At 73.5% G+C, this 15,616-nt stretch carries 15 protein-coding genes; 7 read left to right on the top strand and 8 right to left on the bottom strand.

The features are described 5' to 3' along the window. Positions 1-88 precede the first annotated feature (88 nt). Positions 89-790: a phosphatase PAP2 family protein gene (locus ACIQHQ_RS23100; protein WP_402614321.1), complete on the bottom strand. Its 702-nt coding sequence runs from the start codon at positions 788-790 to the stop codon at positions 89-91. Positions 791-925: 135 nt separating this feature from the next. Between ACIQHQ_RS23100 and ACIQHQ_RS23105 the strand changes: the two genes are divergently transcribed. Then, on the top strand, positions 926-1,582 hold the full coding sequence (locus ACIQHQ_RS23105; protein WP_402614323.1) for a class I SAM-dependent methyltransferase: 657 nt from the start codon (positions 926-928) through the stop codon (positions 1,580-1,582). A gap of 12 nt (positions 1,583-1,594) precedes the next feature. Here ACIQHQ_RS23105 and ACIQHQ_RS23110 read toward each other — a convergent pair whose 3' ends face one another. Beyond that, positions 1,595-3,841: a heavy metal translocating P-type ATPase gene (locus ACIQHQ_RS23110; protein ID WP_402614326.1), complete on the bottom strand. Its 2,247-nt coding sequence runs from the start codon at positions 3,839-3,841 to the stop codon at positions 1,595-1,597. A gap of 3 nt (positions 3,842-3,844) precedes the next feature. Further along, positions 3,845-4,057, bottom strand: a complete 213-nt coding sequence (locus ACIQHQ_RS23115; protein ID WP_402614329.1) for a heavy-metal-associated domain-containing protein — start codon at positions 4,055-4,057, stop codon at positions 3,845-3,847. A gap of 199 nt (positions 4,058-4,256) precedes the next feature. On the opposite strand from ACIQHQ_RS23115, the gene ACIQHQ_RS23120 reads away from it, so the two are divergent. Further along, a complete protein-coding gene (locus ACIQHQ_RS23120) occupies positions 4,257-5,216 on the top strand; it encodes a hypothetical protein (RefSeq protein ID WP_402614332.1) in 960 nt (319 codons plus the stop codon). A 3-nt stretch (positions 5,217-5,219) separates the two neighbouring features. Here ACIQHQ_RS23120 and ACIQHQ_RS23125 read toward each other — a convergent pair whose 3' ends face one another. Together ACIQHQ_RS23125 and ACIQHQ_RS23130 are read right to left on the bottom strand one after the other, a co-directional pair. After that, entirely contained in the window at positions 5,220-7,055 is a 1,836-nt protein-coding gene (locus tag ACIQHQ_RS23125; RefSeq protein WP_402614335.1) for a glycoside hydrolase family 15 protein, read from the bottom strand. Between the two features lie 90 nt (positions 7,056-7,145). Further along, on the bottom strand, positions 7,146-7,925 hold the full coding sequence (locus ACIQHQ_RS23130; RefSeq protein ID WP_402614338.1) for a DeoR/GlpR family DNA-binding transcription regulator: 780 nt from the start codon (positions 7,923-7,925) through the stop codon (positions 7,146-7,148). Between the two features lie 116 nt (positions 7,926-8,041). On the opposite strand from ACIQHQ_RS23130, the gene ACIQHQ_RS23135 reads away from it, so the two are divergent. Together ACIQHQ_RS23135 and ACIQHQ_RS23140 are read left to right on the top strand one after the other, a co-directional pair. Next, the gene (locus ACIQHQ_RS23135; protein ID WP_402614341.1) at positions 8,042-8,923 is read left to right on the top strand and encodes an SIS domain-containing protein; all 882 of its coding nucleotides are present in this window, start codon (positions 8,042-8,044) and stop codon (positions 8,921-8,923) included. Positions 8,924-8,936: 13 nt separating this feature from the next. Continuing rightward, positions 8,937-9,797 carry a ketose-bisphosphate aldolase gene (locus tag ACIQHQ_RS23140; RefSeq protein ID WP_402614344.1) on the top strand — a complete coding sequence of 287 codons (861 nt, stop codon included), beginning with the start codon at positions 8,937-8,939 and terminating at the stop codon, positions 9,795-9,797. On the opposite strand, the gene ACIQHQ_RS23145 is transcribed toward ACIQHQ_RS23140, so the two are convergent. After that, positions 9,787-10,917, bottom strand: coding sequence for a methyltransferase (locus ACIQHQ_RS23145; protein ID WP_402614543.1), 1,131 nt, complete (start codon positions 10,915-10,917; stop codon positions 9,787-9,789). The genes ACIQHQ_RS23140 and ACIQHQ_RS23145 overlap by 11 nt on opposite strands. Before the next feature lie 68 nt (positions 10,918-10,985). Here ACIQHQ_RS23145 and ACIQHQ_RS23150 point away from each other — a divergent pair, with 68 nt between their 5' ends. The 3 genes from ACIQHQ_RS23150 (at position 10,986) to ACIQHQ_RS23160 (ending at position 14,030) form a co-directional block, all read left to right on the top strand. Beyond that, positions 10,986-11,627 carry an alpha-ketoglutarate-dependent dioxygenase AlkB family protein gene (locus tag ACIQHQ_RS23150; protein ID WP_402614347.1) on the top strand — a complete coding sequence of 214 codons (642 nt, stop codon included), beginning with the start codon at positions 10,986-10,988 and terminating at the stop codon, positions 11,625-11,627. 117 nt (positions 11,628-11,744) lie between these two features. After that, positions 11,745-12,992, top strand: coding sequence for an ROK family protein (locus ACIQHQ_RS23155; RefSeq protein ID WP_402614350.1), 1,248 nt, complete (start codon positions 11,745-11,747; stop codon positions 12,990-12,992). Between the two features lie 147 nt (positions 12,993-13,139). Beyond that, entirely contained in the window at positions 13,140-14,030 is an 891-nt protein-coding gene (locus ACIQHQ_RS23160; RefSeq protein ID WP_402614353.1) for an NAD(P)-dependent oxidoreductase, read from the top strand. Positions 14,031-14,245: 215 nt separating this feature from the next. On the opposite strand, the gene ACIQHQ_RS23165 is transcribed toward ACIQHQ_RS23160, so the two are convergent. Next, entirely contained in the window at positions 14,246-14,779 is a 534-nt protein-coding gene (locus ACIQHQ_RS23165; protein WP_402614355.1) for an ATP-binding protein, read from the bottom strand. A 183-nt stretch (positions 14,780-14,962) separates the two neighbouring features. Continuing rightward, entirely contained in the window at positions 14,963-15,286 is a 324-nt protein-coding gene (locus ACIQHQ_RS23170; protein ID WP_402614358.1) for a hypothetical protein, read from the bottom strand. Between the last annotated feature and the right edge of the window lie 330 nt (positions 15,287-15,616).

A 15,616-nucleotide genomic window follows, 5' to 3' on the forward strand; every position in this document is an offset into this window, starting at 1 on the left:
GAACCGGGCCGGCCGAGCCGGGTACGCGTTCGTCAGTGCAGGGGTGACCGCGCGGGGGTGGGGGCATCGCCCCCGGCCCGGCCGCGCGTCACCGGCGCAGGGTGCCGACGACGCTGATCCGCGGCCATGAACGGGCCGCCGCGAGGAGGGCCTGTGTCCGCGCGGACGGAGTGGCCGCTGCCGCCGCCAGGGCCGCGGCGGCGCTCGCGATCCCGAGGACCGCGCCCGCCGCCACGTCGCCCGGGTAGTGCACGCCGGTGTGGACACGGGAATAGCCGACGGCGCTCGCCAGCGCCCCGAGCGGTACCGCAGCGGGGGGCAGGACCACGCCGACGGCGGTGGCGAACGCGACCGCCGACGCCGTGTGCCCGGACGGGAACGACGCCGAGGTCGGCATCTTGACGTGCCGGTCCACCGTCACCCGGGCCGCCTCGCGGTCGGGCCGCGCCCGGCGCACCAGGCGCTTGCCGAGCAGATTGGCGGAGGCCGATGCCACGGCGATCGCGCCGACGCCGACGAGGGCGGCCTTGCGCGGCCGCTTCCCGGCCAGAGCAAGGGCGGCGGCGATGGCGAACGAGATCTTGGAGTGATCGGCCGCGTGCGACAGGTGGCGCAGCGTCCGGTCCAGGGTCGGCGTGGGGGTGGCGGCCACCGCCGCGTACAAGGCGCCGTCCACGGCCCTGAGATCGCTGAACACGGCCCCCAGGAGCCCGCCGCGTCCACCCGCGACGTCCCGGGCGTTTCGGAGCGGACGGGGGGTGTCCGCGTCTGTGGTCGTCGGATCGGTCATGTGCTTCTCCCCGCAGTGGCCTTCCCCAGCAAGGTACCGGCTCACGCCCGGCGCACGCTCGGCGCCCCTGCGAGCCGGTACCTCCGGAGTGCCCGGACTGCGAACGGCCCCCCGGACAGCAGGGACACTGAGCGCATGTCACCCCTGTCTCGCCGCGTCCTGAGCGCGCTGGAGCGTTTTCACGCCGCTCGCCCCTGGGACCACAACGCCCACTTCCACCGCTGGATCCTGCGGCAGCTTCCCGGGCGGGCGGGCAGCGCCCTGGACGTGGGCTGCGGCAGTGGCGACCTGGCCCGGCTGCCGGCCGGCCGGGCGGAGCATGTGCACGGGATCGACGCCGATCCGGAGATCACGGCCCGGGCGCGTGAACTGACCCCGGCCGGGGCCCCGGTGACCTACACGGCGGCCGACGCGCTGACCGGCCTCGGTGAACGGTCGTACGACGTCATCACCTGCGTCGCCGTCGTCCACCATCTGCCGTTCACCGAGGCCCTGCAGTCCTTCCGCGACCGTCTCGCCCCCGGCGGCACCCTGGTGATCGTCGGCGTGGCCCGGGAGTCGACGCCCGTCGACCACCTGCTCGGCATCGCGTCCATCCCGCTCGACATCGTCATGGCGCTGCTGAAGAATTGGGGCCGCCCGGCACCCCGGCCGGTCTCGATGACCGCCCGCACCCGTCCGCCGGACCTCGCCTTCCCCGAGGTCGTGCGCGAGGCCCGGGCCGTGCTGCCCGGGGCCCGTGTGCGCCGCCGTCTGCTGTGGCGCTACACGCTCGTGTGGCGCCACCGCTGATCCGCCGGCGCCTCAGCCGGCGGCCCGGAAGGTCCGCAGCCGCAGCGAGTTGCCGACCACGAAGACCGACGAGAAGGCCATGGCCGCACCCGCGATCATCGGGGTGAGCAGGCCGGAGGCGGCCAAGGGGAGGGCCGCCACGTTGTAGGCGAAGGCCCAGAACAGGTTGGAGCGGATGGTGCCGAGCGTGCGGCGGGCGAGCCGGATGGCGTCCGCGGCGGCCCGCAGATCGCCCCGGACGAGGGTCAGGTCGCCGGCCTCGATGGCGGCGTCCGTGCCGGTGCCCATGGCCAGGCCGAGATCGGCCTGGGCGAGGGCCGCGGCGTCGTTGACTCCGTCCCCGACCATCGCCACCGACCGGCCCTCGGCCTGGAGCCGCTTGACGACGTCGACCTTGTCCTGCGGAAGCACCTCGGCGATGACCTCCTCGATGCCCACCTGGCGGGCGACGGACCGGGCCACCGCCTGGTTGTCACCGGTCAGCAGGATGGGCGTGAGGCCGAGCGCCCGCAGCCGGCGCACGGCCTCCGCGCTCGTGTCCTTCACCGCGTCGGCCACCTCCAGCACCGCTCGTGCCTGACCGTCCCACGCGACCGCGATGGCCGTGCGCCCGGCGTCCTCGGCCGCCGCCCGGGACCTGGCCAGCTCCTGCGGCAGCTCCATCGCCCAGTCGGCCAGCAGCCGTTCCCGGCCGACGAGCACCGCGTGGCCCTCGACGACACCCTGCACACCGAGTCCGGGCACGTTGGCGAAGTCCTCCGGAGCGGGAAGCGCGCCCAGCTTCTCCAGCGCCCCGTCGGCCACGGCCCGGGCGATCGGGTGCTCGGAGGAATGCTCCAACGCCCCGGCCAGCCGCAGCACTTCGGTCTCGTCCGTGCCGTCGGCGGTGTGCACGGCCAGCAGCGTCATACGGCCGGTGGTGACGGTGCCGGTCTTGTCGAGGACGACCGTGTCGACCCGGCGGGTGGACTCCAGGACCTCCGGGCCCTTGATGAGGATGCCGAGCTGGGCGCCGCGCCCGGTGCCGACCATCAGCGCGGTCGGTGTCGCCAGACCCAGGGCGCAGGGGCAGGCGATGACGAGGACGGCGACCGCCGCGGTGAAGGCGGCCGTCAGCCCGGCGCCGTTGCCCAGCCAGAAGCCCAGCGTGCCCAGCGCGAGGGCGATCACCACCGGCACGAACACCGCGGAGATCCGGTCCGCGAGCCGCTGCGCGGCGGCCTTGCCGTTCTGCGCGTCCTCCACCAGGCGGGCCATGCGGGCCAGCTGCGTGTCGGCGCCCACCCGGGTGGCCCGCACGACGAGCCGCCCGCCGACGTTGATCGTGGCGCCGGTGACCGGATCGCCCGCACTCACCTCCACGGGCACGGACTCGCCGGTGAGCATCGAGGCATCCACGGCGGAGGACCCCTCGACGACCGTCCCGTCCGTCGCGATTTTGTCACCGGGCCGGACCAGGAAGTGGTCCCCGACCCTCAACTCCGTGACGGCGACGGTCTGTTCACCGCCGGCCCGCAGCACCGTGACGTCCTTCGCCCCCAGTTCCAGCAGGGCCCGCAGCGCCGCCCCGGCCTTGCGCTTGGCGCGCGCCTCGAAGTAGCGCCCCGCCAGGATGAACGCGGTCACGCCGGCGGCGGCCTCCAGGTAGATGTTCCCGGCGCCGTCCGTGCGCTCGATGGTCAGCTCGAAGGGGTGCGTCATGCCCGGCGTGCCGGCCGTGCCGAAGAACAGGGCCCACAGCGACCACAGGAAGGCGGCCGAGGTGCCCACCGAGATCAGGGTGTCCATGGTGGCCGCGCCGTGCCGGACGTTGGTGAACGCCGCCTTGTGGAAGGGCCACGCCGCGTACGTCACGACGGGCGCGGCCAGCGTGAGTGACAGCCATTGCCAGTGATCGAACTGCAACGCGGGGATCATGGCCATGGCCACGACGGGGACCGACAGCACCACGGCGGTGATCAACCGCTCGCGCAGCGGCCGCAGTTCGTCGGCCTCCTCGGCCGGGGCGGCCCGGTCGGCGGGAGGCCGGGGCTCCTGCGCGGTGTACCCGGTCGCCTCGACGGTGGCGATGAGATCGCCGACCGAGACGTCACCGGAGTAGCTGACCTTGGCCTTCTCGGTCGCGTAGTTGACGGTGGCGGTGACCCCCTCCATGCGGTTGAGCTTCTTCTCGATGCGCGCCGCGCAGGAGGCGCAGGTCATACCGCCGATGGCGAGTTCCACCTCGACGCCGGCGCCGGTCGTCGTACCGGTGCTCATGGCTCAGACCCTCCCGGTCAGCTCGTAGCCGGCCTCGTCGACGACCTCCGCGATCAGGGCGTCGTCGGGCTCGGCGGCACTGGTGACGGTGACCTGGCCGTTGTCGAGGTCGACCTCGACGACGCTGACGCCGTCCAGCTCGCCGATGACCTTGGTCAGCGTGGCCTTGCAGTGGCCGCAGGACATTCCGGAGACGGCGTAGGTGGTAGCGGGCATCGGGTTCCTCCCAGGGACGGTTCAACAGATGCGGAACATACGGGGCAGGGGTATCCCTCGCCGATTTCATGTATACCCCCAGAGGGTATGTGATGCAAGCATCCGAGTTACTTGACTCAGTACCCCCTAGGGGTATGGTGAACTGCATGGAGTCCCCGCACTCGAGCGGGAGGCCCGGTATCTGAAGGAGCCGACGGTCATGAACACCGGACTGAGGATCACCACCTTCGCCGCCGCCCTCGCGGCGACCTTCGGCGCGGCCTACGGCGTCGGCCAGGGCGTCGGCCCCGTCGTCGCCGACAGCCCCCCGAAACACGCCGACGAACACACCCCGCCCGCGCCGGAACCGGAGAAGGGGCAGGGCCACGCGGGACACGGCACGCCCCCGGCCGGCGGACTGCAGATCTCCGAGGGCGGTTACACGCTCGACCTGGAAACCCCGCGGGTCACCGCGGGCGAGCGCGCCGACCTGCGCTTCACGGTCCGGGACGCCGGCGGTCGCGCGCTCACCGCCTATCAACGCGAGCACGACAAGGAACTCCACCTCATCGTGGCCTCACGCGACCTGGTCACCTACCGCCATCTGCACCCCACCCGCGCCGCCGACGGCACCTGGAGCACCCCCCTGGACCTGCCCCGCGCGGGCGGCTACCGCGTCTTCGCCGACTTCACCCCGGCGAAGACGGGCGCCGAGAACCTCACTCTCGGCGCGGACCTCGCCGCCTCCGGCCCCTACGAGGCCCGGCGACTGCCGCCGGCGAGCACCACGGCCCGGGTCGACGGCTACGAGGTGAAGCTGTCCGGCGCCCTGCGCCCGGGCGAGGCGAACGAACTGGAGTTGAAGGTGTCCCGCCACGGCGAGCCCGTCACCGACCTCCAGCCCTACCTCGGCGCGTACGGCCACCTGGTCGCCCTGCGCTCCGGCGACCTCGCCTACCTGCACGTCCACCCGAACGGCGAACCCGGCGACGGCACGACCAGGCCGGGCCCGGACATCTCGTTCACGGCCACCGCGCCCAGCTCCGGCGCCTACCGCCTGTTCCTCGACTTCAAGCACGACGGCGAGGTCCGCACGGCGGCGTTCACCGTCCGCGCCGGGGAAGCGGCGGCCGGGCCCGACACCCCCGAGGGGCATGCGGAGGACGGCCACGGGCACTGAGTGTCAACCGAGCGCACGATCCAGGTTGAACGCCGCGCTGATGAGCGCCAGGTGGGTGAACGCCTGCGGGAAGTTGCCCTGCTGCTCCCCGGTGTGGCTGATCTCCTCGGCGTACAGGCCGAGATGGTTGGCGTACGTCAGCATCTTCTCGAAGGCCAGGCGCGCCTCGTCGATCCGGCCGGCGTGCACCATCGCTTCGACGTACCAGAACGAGCAGATGGAGAACGTGCCCTCGTCGCCGCGCAGCCCGTCGGGGCTCGACCGGGGGTCGTAGCGGTAGACCAGCGAGTCGGACACGAGTTCCTCGGTGAGCACGTTCAGCGTCGACAGCCACTTCGGATCGGTCGGGGCGATGAACTTCGTCAGCGGCATCATCAGCACGGCGGCGTCCAGCACGTCACCGTCCTCGTGCTGGACGAAGGCCCCGCGCTCCGCGGACCAGCCCCGGCTCATGATCCGCCGGTAGATCGTGTCGCGGCACTCCCGCCAGCGCGGCAGGTCGGCGGGCAGGCCGCGCCGGTTGGCCATCCGGATCCCCCGCTCGATCGCCACCCAGCACATCAGCCGCGAGTACAGGAAGTTCTTGCGCCCGCCCCGCGTCTCCCAGATCCCCTCGTCGGGCTGGTCCCAGTGCTCGCACACCCAGTCCACCAGCGCGCACACGTCGTCCCACTGACCGCTGGAGATGGGCTTGGCCCACTTGTCGTAGAGGTAGATCGAGTCGATCAGCGCGCCGTAGATGTCGAGCTGGAGCTGGTCGGCCGCCGCGTTGCCGACCCGCACCGGCGCGGAACCGTGGTGGCCCTCCAGATGGTCCAGGGTGCGCTCGGGCAGCTCGGCGCGGCCGTCGATGCCGTACATGATCTGCAGCGGGCCGGAGCGCTTGCCGTCGCCCGGGCTGATGTGCCGGGTCACGAAGTCCATGAAGGCCTCGGCCTCGCCGCTGAAGCCCAGCCGCAGCAGGGCGTAGACGCAGAACGCCGCGTCGCGCACCCACACGTACCGGTAGTCCCAGTTGCGTTCGCCGCCGAGCTCCTCGGGCAGGCTCGTCGTCGGCGCGGCCACGATCGCCCCGGTCGGCGCGTAGGTGAGCAGCTTCAGCGTCAGGGCCGAGCGGTGCACCATCTCCCGCCAGCGGCCCTTGTACCGGGATGCCGCCAGCCAGTGCCGCCAGTACGCCACGGTCGCCTCGAACTGCTCCTCGGCCTCCGTGCGCGCGCACCGTCGGGGCGCCACATGACCGCCGACCTTGTCCAGTGCGAAGACCGCCGACTCGCCCTCGGAGAGTTTGAAGTCGCCCCGCACGTCCGGGCCGGCGGCCTCCAGCGGCACGGTCGCGGTCAGCGCGAGCGCCAACCCCTCCGTCTCGAACACCGCCATGTCCCCGGTCAGCCGGACGGTGTGCGGCAGGGAGCCGTAGTCGAACCGGGGCGCCACGCGCGTACGGAAGGGGATCGAGCCCCGCACGCACACCACCCGACGGATCAGCCGGTGCCGCTCGGCTTCGGCCGGCCCGCCGCCGACGGGCATGAAGTCCTGCACCTCGCCGACCCCGTCCTCGGTGAAGAACCGGGTGATCAGGACGTTGGTGTCGGGGAAGTAGAACTGCTTGGTCCGCGCCGGCACGGTCACCGCCAGTTCGAAGCAGCCGCCGCGCTCCGCGTCGAGGATCCCGGCGAACACGCTCGGCGCGTCGAAGGCCGGACAGCAGTACCAGTCGATCGTGCCGTCGGTGCCCACCAGGGCCACACTGCGCAGATCGCCGATCAGCCCGTGCTCGGCGATCGGGACATACCGCCGGCCGCTCGCCACGTCCCGGTCCCGTGCCGCTCCGCCCATGACAGCCTCCCTGCCCGGTAGGCGCCTCAGCCCCAGCCTAGAACCGCCGCGGGAGGTGCGCCGTCGGACCGCCGCTGTCGGGCCGGCACCTCAGACCGTGACGACCCGCAGCCCGGCCTCCTCGAACCGCCGCACCGTCTGCGCGTCCGCCGCCGTGTCCGTGACCAGCGTGTCCACCGCCTCGGCCGCACAGATCCGGGCGAACGCCCGCTGCCCGAGCTTGCTGGAGTCGGCGGCCACCACCACGCGTTCCGCCCGCTCGCACAGCAGCCGGTTGACCGCTGCCTCCGCCTCGTCGTGCGCCGCGGCGCCGTGGGTCACGTCGAAGGCGACGACGCCGAGCACCGCCACGTCGACGGTGATCTGCCCGAGCACTCCGTCCGCGAGCGGCCCGACCAGCTCGAACGACTGGGGTCGCGCCACCCCGCCGGTCAGCACGATCTTGAACTGGGGCCGTACGGCCAGCTCGCCCGCGATGTTCAGCGCGTTCGTCACGACGGTCAGCGCGGGCGACCCGGAGGTCAGGTCCCCGCGCACGGCCAGGGCCCGTGCCACCTCGGTCGTGGTCGTCCCGCCGGTCAGCCCGACGGCCTCGCCCGGCGCCACCAGATCCGCCACCGCCTTGGCGATGCGCTGCTTCTCCGAGGCGTGGCGGGCCGTCTTGTAGCGCAGCGGCAGCTCGTAGGACACGCCGTGCACGACCGCGCCGCCCCGGGTGCGCACCAGCATCTGCTGCTCGGCGAGCCCGTCGAAGTCACGGCGGATCGTCGCCGCCGACACCCCGAGCTCCGCCGCCGCGTCCTCGACGTCCAGCCGGCCGCGCTCCACGAGCAGTTCCAGCAGCGCCTTCCACCGGGCGTCGCGGGACATCCGGACCTCCACCTCTCGATCTCCGGCGACCCTAGCGCACCTGGTCCGGCCGAATGCTTGATGATGCTCGAAAGTCGGCTATATCTTGCAGGAACAATCAGAGTGGAGGGTGCGGTATGACGTATGTCGAGGACGAGCTGGCGGACCAGCCCGCATGCTGGGCCCGCGCCGCGTCGCAGGCGGCCCGGTATGCGCAGGTGCTGCCGGCACCGGGGGAGAGGGTCGCGATCGTCGGCTGCGGCACCTCGTACTTCATGGCGCAGGCGGCCGCGGCCCTGCGCGAGGACGCGGGCCAGGGCGAGACCGACGCGTTCGCGGCATCCGAGTTCCCCCACGGCCGCCGCTACGACCGGGTCGTCGCCCTCACCCGCTCCGGCACCACGACCGAGGTCCTCGACCTGCTGGGCCGGCTGCGGGGCCACACTCCCACCACCGCGGTCACCGCCGACCCGGACACACCCGTGCGGACGGCCGCCGACGACCTCGCCGTCCTGGACTTCGCGGACGAACGTTCCGTCGTCCAGACCCGGTTCGCGACCACGGCCCTCACCCTGCTCCGCACCCACTTCGGCCTCCACCCCGACACGGCCGTCACCGACGCCCGCACGGCCCTGACGGAGCCGCTGCCCCAACGACTGGTGGACTGCGGGCAGTACACCTTCCTGGGGCGCGGCTGGACCGTCGGTCTGGCCCACGAGGCCGCGCTGAAGATGCGCGAGGCCGCACTGGCCTGGGCGGAGTCCTACCCGGCCATGGAGTACCGGCACGGCCCCGTCAGCGTCAGCACGACGGGCACGGCGACCTGGATGCTGGGCGGCGCGCCGGACGGACTCGCCGAACAGGTCGGCGGCACCGGCGCGTTGTGGATCGCCGGGCGCCTCGACCCGCTCGCCGAACTGGTCCGCGCCCAGCGCCTCGCGGTCGCCGTCGCCGCGTCCCGCGGGCTGGACCCCGACAGCCCGCGCCACCTCACGCGCTCGGTGATCCTCGCCCCCTGACCTGGGAGACCCCGTGCCCCTGACCACCACCGGCGGTCTCGTCACCCGTGCCGCCGCGGCCGGCTCGGCCGTTGCCTCCTTCAACGTCATCACCCTGGAACACGTCGAGGCCGTCATCAGGGGCGCCGAGTCCGTGCACGCCCCCGTCGTCCTCCAGGTCAGCGAGAACGCGGTCAACTTCCGCGGCGGACAACTGCTTCCGCTCGCCCGAGCCGCCGTCGCCGCCGCCGAGCACGCCGCCGTCCCCGTCGCGCTGCACCTCGACCACGTGCAGAGCGACGCACTGCTGCGCCGGGCCGCGGACGCCGGCTTCAGCTCCGTGATGTACGACGCGGCCCGGCTCCCCTACGCGCAGAACCTCGCCGCGACCCGGGCGGCGGTCGACTGGGCACACGCCCAGGGGTTGTGGATCGAGGCGGAATTGGGCCAGATCGGCGGAAAGAACGGCAGGCCCCCGCTGGACGCGCACACCCCCGGCGCCCGCACCGACCCCGAGGAGGCCCGGGCGTTCGTCGCCGACGCGGGCGTGGACGCCCTGGCCGTCGCCATCGGCAGCTCCCACGCCATGACCACTCGCACGGCGGCCCTCGACCACGCCCTGCTCACACGCCTGTCGGCCGCACTGGACGTCCCGCTCGTGCTGCACGGCTCCTCCGGCGTACCGGACGACGAACTCACGGCGGCCGTCGCGGGCGGCATCGCCAAGGTCAACATCGGCACCGCCCTGAACATCGCACTGACCGGCGCGATCCGTGAGTTCCTCGCCGAGCGGCCCGAGGCGGTCGACCCGCGCGGTTACCTGACCCTCGCGCGGGAGGCGATGACACGGGCGGTGGCCACAACCCTGCGGACTCTCGGCGCCGCTAGCGCTTGAGCGCCTTCAGCACCACGAACTTCGGGTCGCTCGCCACCAGTCGACTGTTGCCGAACAGCTTCCGCAGCGTGACGTGGTAGCCCAGGTGCCGGTTGCCGACCACCCACAACTCCCCGCCCGGCCGCAGCGCGCGCCGCGCCCCCGTGAACATCCGCCGGGCCGTGGCGTCGGTCGTCGCCTGGTGGGAGTGGAAGGGCGGGTTGTTGAGGACCAGGTCGACACTGCCGGACGGCACGCCCGCCAGCCCGTCACCGACCCGGAACTCGGCATGCCCCGGCGCGCCGTTCGCCTCGTAGGTCGCCTCCGCCGAGGCCACGGCCTGGAACGACTCGTCCACGAACAGCACCTCGGTGTCCGGGTCGGCCAACGCCACCGCCGTGCCCACCACGCCGTTGCCGCACCCCAGATCCACCACACGGCGGCCCCGGCCGTCCGGCAGGTGCCGCAGGAAGAACCGCGTCCCGATGTCGAGCCGGTCGGCGCAGAAGACCCCGGCGTGGTTGACGACCGTGCTGCCCGCGGCCGGGCCGACGTCGTCCGGCAGCGTGTAGACGTACGGCCACGGATTGCCGGGCCGCTCCAGCGCCGGATCAGGCGTGCAGAAGATCAGCCGGGCCTTCTTCTCGGCGAGCGAGGTGCGGGTCGGGCCGAGGATCCGCTCGAACAGCCGGAGGGTCGAGGTGTGGATCTCCTTCACCATGCCCGTGCCGACGACGACCGTCCCCGGGTGCACGGCCGGCGCCAGTCGCAGCAACTGGTCCTCCAGGAGTGCCAGGCTCTTGGGGACCCGCACCAGCAGCACGTCGATCCGCTCCGGCGGCGGGTCCTGCGTGGTGAGCAGCCGGACCGCGCCCGGCTCGGCCCCGGCCCGCGTGAGGTTGGCGCGTGTCGCCTCCTGCGCGAGACAGGAGTCGGTGATCTGTACCGGCCCGTGCGCCGCGAGCGCCGTGACCAGGGCGCCCCAGCGGTCCCCGACGATAACGACCGTGCCGTCCAGCGGCACCCGCTCCTCGGCCAGGTGCCGCAGCAGATACTCGTCCGAGGCGTCCCAGGCGCGCAGCCTGTCGCGCGGGTCCTCGGGGTAACGGGTCAGCGCCGGTTCGCCCCACGGCGTCGTCATACGGTCGTTCATCGTGCGACCAGGCTAGCCGAGCCGCAGCTCAGGAGGTGTCGGGCACCATGGAAGGCATGGACGCCGAGCTGTTTCCCAGGGCCCGTACGCAGGTGGCGCCCGGCGCCGTGCACCTGCCCGACTGGCTGGCGGCGGAACGCCAGAAGGCACTGCTGGACGCCTGCCGCGCCTGGGCCCGGCCGCCCGCCGGCCTGCGCACCGTCCGCACGCCGGGTGGTGGCACCATGACCGCCCGGCAGGTCTGCCTCGGCTGGCACTGGTACCCGTACGGCTACGCCCGCACGGTCGCCGACGGGGACGGCGCCCCGGTGAAGCCGTTCCCGCGGTGGCTCGGCGAATTGGGCCGCCGGGCGGTCCGCGACACCCTGGCAGGACCCGCTCCGGACTACGACGTCGCGCTGATCAACTTCTATGACGCCGACGCCCGCATGGGCATGCACCGTGACAGCGACGAGAAGTCGGACGCGCCGGTGGTGTCGCTGAGCCTCGGTGACACCTGCGTCTTCCGCCTCGGCAACACGCAGACGCGCACGCGTCCCTACACCGACGTCGAACTGCGCAGCGGCGACCTGTTCGTCTTCGGAGGCCCGTCCCGCCTCGCCTACCACGGCGTCCCCCGCGTTCACGCCGGCACGGCACCGCCGGGGCTGGGCCTGAGGGGCCGGCTCAACATCACACTCCGGGTCAGCGGCCTCTGAGTGGTGTGCACCGGGGGTGTCCGGCGCGCGTCGCGGCAGGCGGGACTTCGCGGACACCCCCGGCGTCCGGCGGGCACGCCGGGCCACCATCCGGCGGATCATGGGAGACTCGCCCTCATGAGCGGGAAGGCGGACCCCCGGCAGGCGGGGGACGGGAGCACGTCGAGGGCGCGGCTGGACCGGGGGCGCGCAGCGCTCGGACCGGCGCTGGAGCTCGTGCACACCGGACGCGCGCCGACCCGGGCCGTCCTCACCGCCGAGCTCGGGGTGACCCGGGCGACGGCCGGTGCGGTCGCCGCCGAGCTGGAGGCGCTCGGGCTGATCCGGGTCGACGCCCGGCCCGGCGCGGCGGCCGGCTCGCAGGGCAGGCCCTCCCACCGGCTGGCCGTCGCCGACGACGGGCCCGTCGCGCTCGCGGCGCAGGTCCACTCCGACGGCTTCCGGGCGGCGCTGGTCGGGCTGGGCGGCCGTATCGTCGCCACCGCGCCCGGCTGCGAGGTCGTCGACGCCGACCCGGCCAAGGTGCTCGCCTCGGTCGTCGAGGCCGGCGCCGAGCTGCTGCGCGAGACCGGACTGCGGTGTGTGGGCGCGGGTCTCGCCGTGCCGTCCGCCGTCGCCGAACCCGAAGGGCTGGCGCTGAACCCCCTCCACCTGGCCTGGCCCGCGGGCGCGCCGGTCCGGGACATCTTCGCCGAGCAGGTGCGCGCGGCCGGCATCGACGGGCCCGCGTTCGCCGCGAACGACGTCAACCTCGCCGCGATCGCCGAGCACCGGCACGGCGCCGGCCGCGGCGCCCGCGACCTGCTGTGCGTGGCCACCGGCCACCGTGGTGTCGGGGGCGCGCTCGTCCTCGACGGCCGCCTGCACCGGGGCAGTTCGGGCCTCGCGCTGGAGGTCGGGCACCTCACCGTGCGCCCCGAGGGCCGCCCCTGCCACTGCGGCAGCCGCGGCTGCCTCGACGTCGAGACCGACCCGCTGGCCTTCCTCACGGAGGCCGGGCGTGAACCCGGCCCCGAGGTGTCCCTGCTCCAGCAGTCCATCGACCTGATCCGCCACCACTACGACGACCCGGGCGTCCGCGCCGCCGCCGAAGCCCTGATCGACCGTCTCGGTCTGGGCCTCGCCGGCCTGGTCAACATCCTCAACCCGGACCGCATCGTCCTCGGCGGCCTGCACCGCACCCTGCTCGACGCCGACCCCGGCCGCCTGCGCGCGGTCGTGGCCGAACGCAGCCTGTGGGGGCAGAGCGGCGGCGTCCCCATCCTGCCGTGCACGCTCGATCACAACAGCCTGGTCGGCGCGGCGGAACTGGCCTGGCAACCCGTCCTGGACGATCCGCTCGGAGCGCTGACCGCGCGGGGCTGAGCGGGGGCCGGGCGTGCTCCGGAAAGCCTGACCCCACCGGTATCAGGCTTGTCCGCGCCGCTTGCGGGAAGGTTCGCCGCCCAGCGGGCAGGCTGGTCCGCGGGCAGTCCGTCCGCACCGCACCGCAGCACCAAGGAAGTCGACGCAATGACCGACAAGCTCACCGTGAGCGTCCTGGGCACCGGCATCATGGGCGCCGCGATGGCCCGCAACCTCGCCCGGGCCGGACACACGGTCCACGCCTGGAACCGCACCCGGGCCAAGGCCGAGCCGCTGGCCGCCGAGGGCGTGCGGATCGCCGACACCCCCGTGCAGGCCGTCCAGGACGCCGATGTCGTCCTGACCATGCTCTACGACGGTCCCGCCGCCCTGGACACCATGCGCGAGGCCGTCCCCGCCCTGCGCGCCGGCACCGCCTGGGCGCAGTCCACCACCGTGGGCATCGAGGGCGTCGCCCAACTGGCCGCCTTCGCCCGCGAACACGGCCTGGTCTTCTACGACGCCCCCGTCCTGGGCACCCGCCAGCCCGCCGAGGCCGGGAAACTGACCGTGCTCGCGGCCGGCCCCACCGAGGGGCGCGAGAGGGTCACGCCGGTCTTCGACGCGGTCGGCGCCCGTACCGTCTGGGCCGGCGAGGACGGAGCGGAGGGCGGCGCGACCCGCCTCAAGCTCGTCGCCAACAGCTGGGTCCTCGCCGTCACGGCCGCCGCCGGCGAAGCCCTCGCCCTGTCCAAGGCCCTCGGCGTCGACCCGCACGGCTTCTTCGACCTCGTCGCCGGGGGCCCGCTCGACATGGGCTATCTGCGCGCCAAGTCCGATCTCGTTCTCCAGGACAAGCTCACGCCGCCCCAGTTCGCGGTGACCACGGCCGCCAAGGACGCCCGGCTGATCGTCCAGGCCGGCGCGGAGAACGGCGTACGCCTGGATGTCGCCGAAGCGGCCGCCGCCCGCATGGAGCGCGCCGCCGCCCAGGGCCACGCCGGCGAGGACATGGTGGCGGCCTACTTCGCCAGCTTCGGCGAGAAGCCCCACTCCTAGGAGGTTCCCCAGATCGTGAAGCCCTCGGGCTCCGGCAATTGGCCGTCGTGGCCCTCGTCGGGCTCACGGCCGGTCCTCGCGGGACTGCGCCCGGCCCGGCGCGCGGCACGCCGGGACGTGCTGCGCGCCGTCGCCACGGAGTGACGTGCGCCCCGGGGACGCACCCGGTGGCGCAGATGCCCGGAACCTACGGAGGGACGGTGGTCACCGCCCGGTCAACCGGCAACGGCGGACCGGGCGGGAGCATGGTCGGGCAGGAGCCCGTCGGTGGAAGCCCCGACCTCGGCGAACCTGCGCGCGGGCTTCTCCTGGACCGTGCGCCGCGACCGGAGCGACGGCGCCGTCACCACGGGAGGGGACGTCGGCAGCGTGAACCACACGACCTTGCCGGACTCGCCGTCCGGCCGGACGCCCCAGCTCTCGCTCATGGCGGCCACCATCGCGAGCCCGCGCCCGCAGGTCGCCAGCGGATCGGCGTCGTCGACCACGGGCATCCGTGGATCGCCGTCGCGCACCGAGACGGTGAGCCGGTCGAGCAGCAGCTCTATCTCCACGGTGCACGTCTTGTCGGGCCGGGCGTGCCGGTGGACGTTGGACAACAGCTCCGTCACGCCGAGCGAGGCCCGGTCGATCAGGGGGTCGAGATGCCAGTAGCGCAACTGCGCAGATACGATTCTGCGGACCTGGCCGATCCGCGACGGCAGGGCTTGGAGCTCCACCGTGCAGTGCCTGCTTGGGTAGCTGATCACGGCTGCGACTCCCCGACGTGAGGTCCGGAAGAACACGGAGTTCGGATCCAGCAGGGCGCCTGCGTGACGCTGCCGCCTGCTGTCGTGGCCGGCGGGCTGGTTCGCAGCGTTATCGCCGGTAAACCCAGAGTGACGTGAGACCAGGGTGGCGCAGGGGATGAGGTACCGCAACTCGCGGACATCTCAGTCGCCACGCCCCGACGCCCGGCGCACGGCTTCGATGAAACGCCGCGCGGCCGGCGGGCCCGGCTCCCCCGGGGCGGGGTCGTGGTCGCCCAGGGTGAGCAGGTACCGATTGCCGTTGAGATCCGCCGTGGCTCGGTCATCGGGGCCGAACCATGGCCTGGAGGCGCGTACGGCCTGTACCGGCGCGCTGTCGATCTCACTGCCGTAGCTGGTCAGCAGCTCGAGTCGGCCGTCACTGATCCGGACCTGCCCGGCCCGGGTGAGTGACCGCAGCCGCTTCCCTATCCGCACACCCGTGGCCCTGAACTCCGGCTCTCCCATGCCACCCGCCCCCTGGTGCGTCTCGGTGTACCGGCCCGCCGCGCGCGATGCCCGGTACGCGCTCGTGTCCTGATCCAGTGTGCCCCCTCCGGAACCCGCGGTCCCCTCGAGGGTGGTACGTCCTGCCCGGCCCGAACCTCGGCCCGGCCGTACGGTGTTGACCGTCGAACCCCCGCCGCGGGGGCGAGGTGCCCGTGCCCGGAAGGCGGCTCCGGACGGTGCGTCGTGCCCCCGGAGGTCACCCGCCGGGGCCTTGGTCCCGCCGTGCAGTCTGCCCCTGCCCGGCGGCGAGCACCAGTGCCCGCGAGCCCCTCGCCGGGGGCGCCCGCA

It is taken from the genome of Streptomyces sp. NPDC092370, assembly GCF_044755265.1.
Lineage (GTDB): Bacteria > Actinomycetota > Actinomycetes > Streptomycetales > Streptomycetaceae > Streptomyces.

What these genes read in the sequence shown, in the direction of transcription:
- ACIQHQ_RS23100 (WP_402614321.1), bottom strand. Translation starts at nt 790, where the DNA reads ATGACCGATCCGACGACCACAGACGCGGACACCCCCCGTCCGCTCCGA.
- ACIQHQ_RS23105 (WP_402614323.1), top strand. Translation starts at nt 926, where the DNA reads ATGTCACCCCTGTCTCGCCGCGTCCTGAGCGCGCTGGAGCGTTTTCAC.
- ACIQHQ_RS23110 (WP_402614326.1), bottom strand. Translation starts at nt 3,841, where the DNA reads ATGAGCACCGGTACGACGACCGGCGCCGGCGTCGAGGTGGAACTCGCC.
- ACIQHQ_RS23115 (WP_402614329.1), bottom strand. Translation starts at nt 4,057, where the DNA reads ATGCCCGCTACCACCTACGCCGTCTCCGGAATGTCCTGCGGCCACTGC.
- ACIQHQ_RS23120 (WP_402614332.1), top strand. Translation starts at nt 4,257, where the DNA reads ATGAACACCGGACTGAGGATCACCACCTTCGCCGCCGCCCTCGCGGCG.
- ACIQHQ_RS23125 (WP_402614335.1), bottom strand. Translation starts at nt 7,055, where the DNA reads ATGGGCGGAGCGGCACGGGACCGGGACGTGGCGAGCGGCCGGCGGTAT.
- ACIQHQ_RS23130 (WP_402614338.1), bottom strand. Translation starts at nt 7,925, where the DNA reads ATGTCCCGCGACGCCCGGTGGAAGGCGCTGCTGGAACTGCTCGTGGAG.
- ACIQHQ_RS23135 (WP_402614341.1), top strand. Translation starts at nt 8,042, where the DNA reads ATGACGTATGTCGAGGACGAGCTGGCGGACCAGCCCGCATGCTGGGCC.
- ACIQHQ_RS23145 (WP_402614543.1), bottom strand. Translation starts at nt 10,917, where the DNA reads ATGACGACGCCGTGGGGCGAACCGGCGCTGACCCGTTACCCCGAGGAC.
- ACIQHQ_RS23150 (WP_402614347.1), top strand. Translation starts at nt 10,986, where the DNA reads ATGGACGCCGAGCTGTTTCCCAGGGCCCGTACGCAGGTGGCGCCCGGC.
- ACIQHQ_RS23155 (WP_402614350.1), top strand. Translation starts at nt 11,745, where the DNA reads ATGAGCGGGAAGGCGGACCCCCGGCAGGCGGGGGACGGGAGCACGTCG.
- ACIQHQ_RS23160 (WP_402614353.1), top strand. Translation starts at nt 13,140, where the DNA reads ATGACCGACAAGCTCACCGTGAGCGTCCTGGGCACCGGCATCATGGGC.
- ACIQHQ_RS23170 (WP_402614358.1), bottom strand. Translation starts at nt 15,286, where the DNA reads ATGGGAGAGCCGGAGTTCAGGGCCACGGGTGTGCGGATAGGGAAGCGG.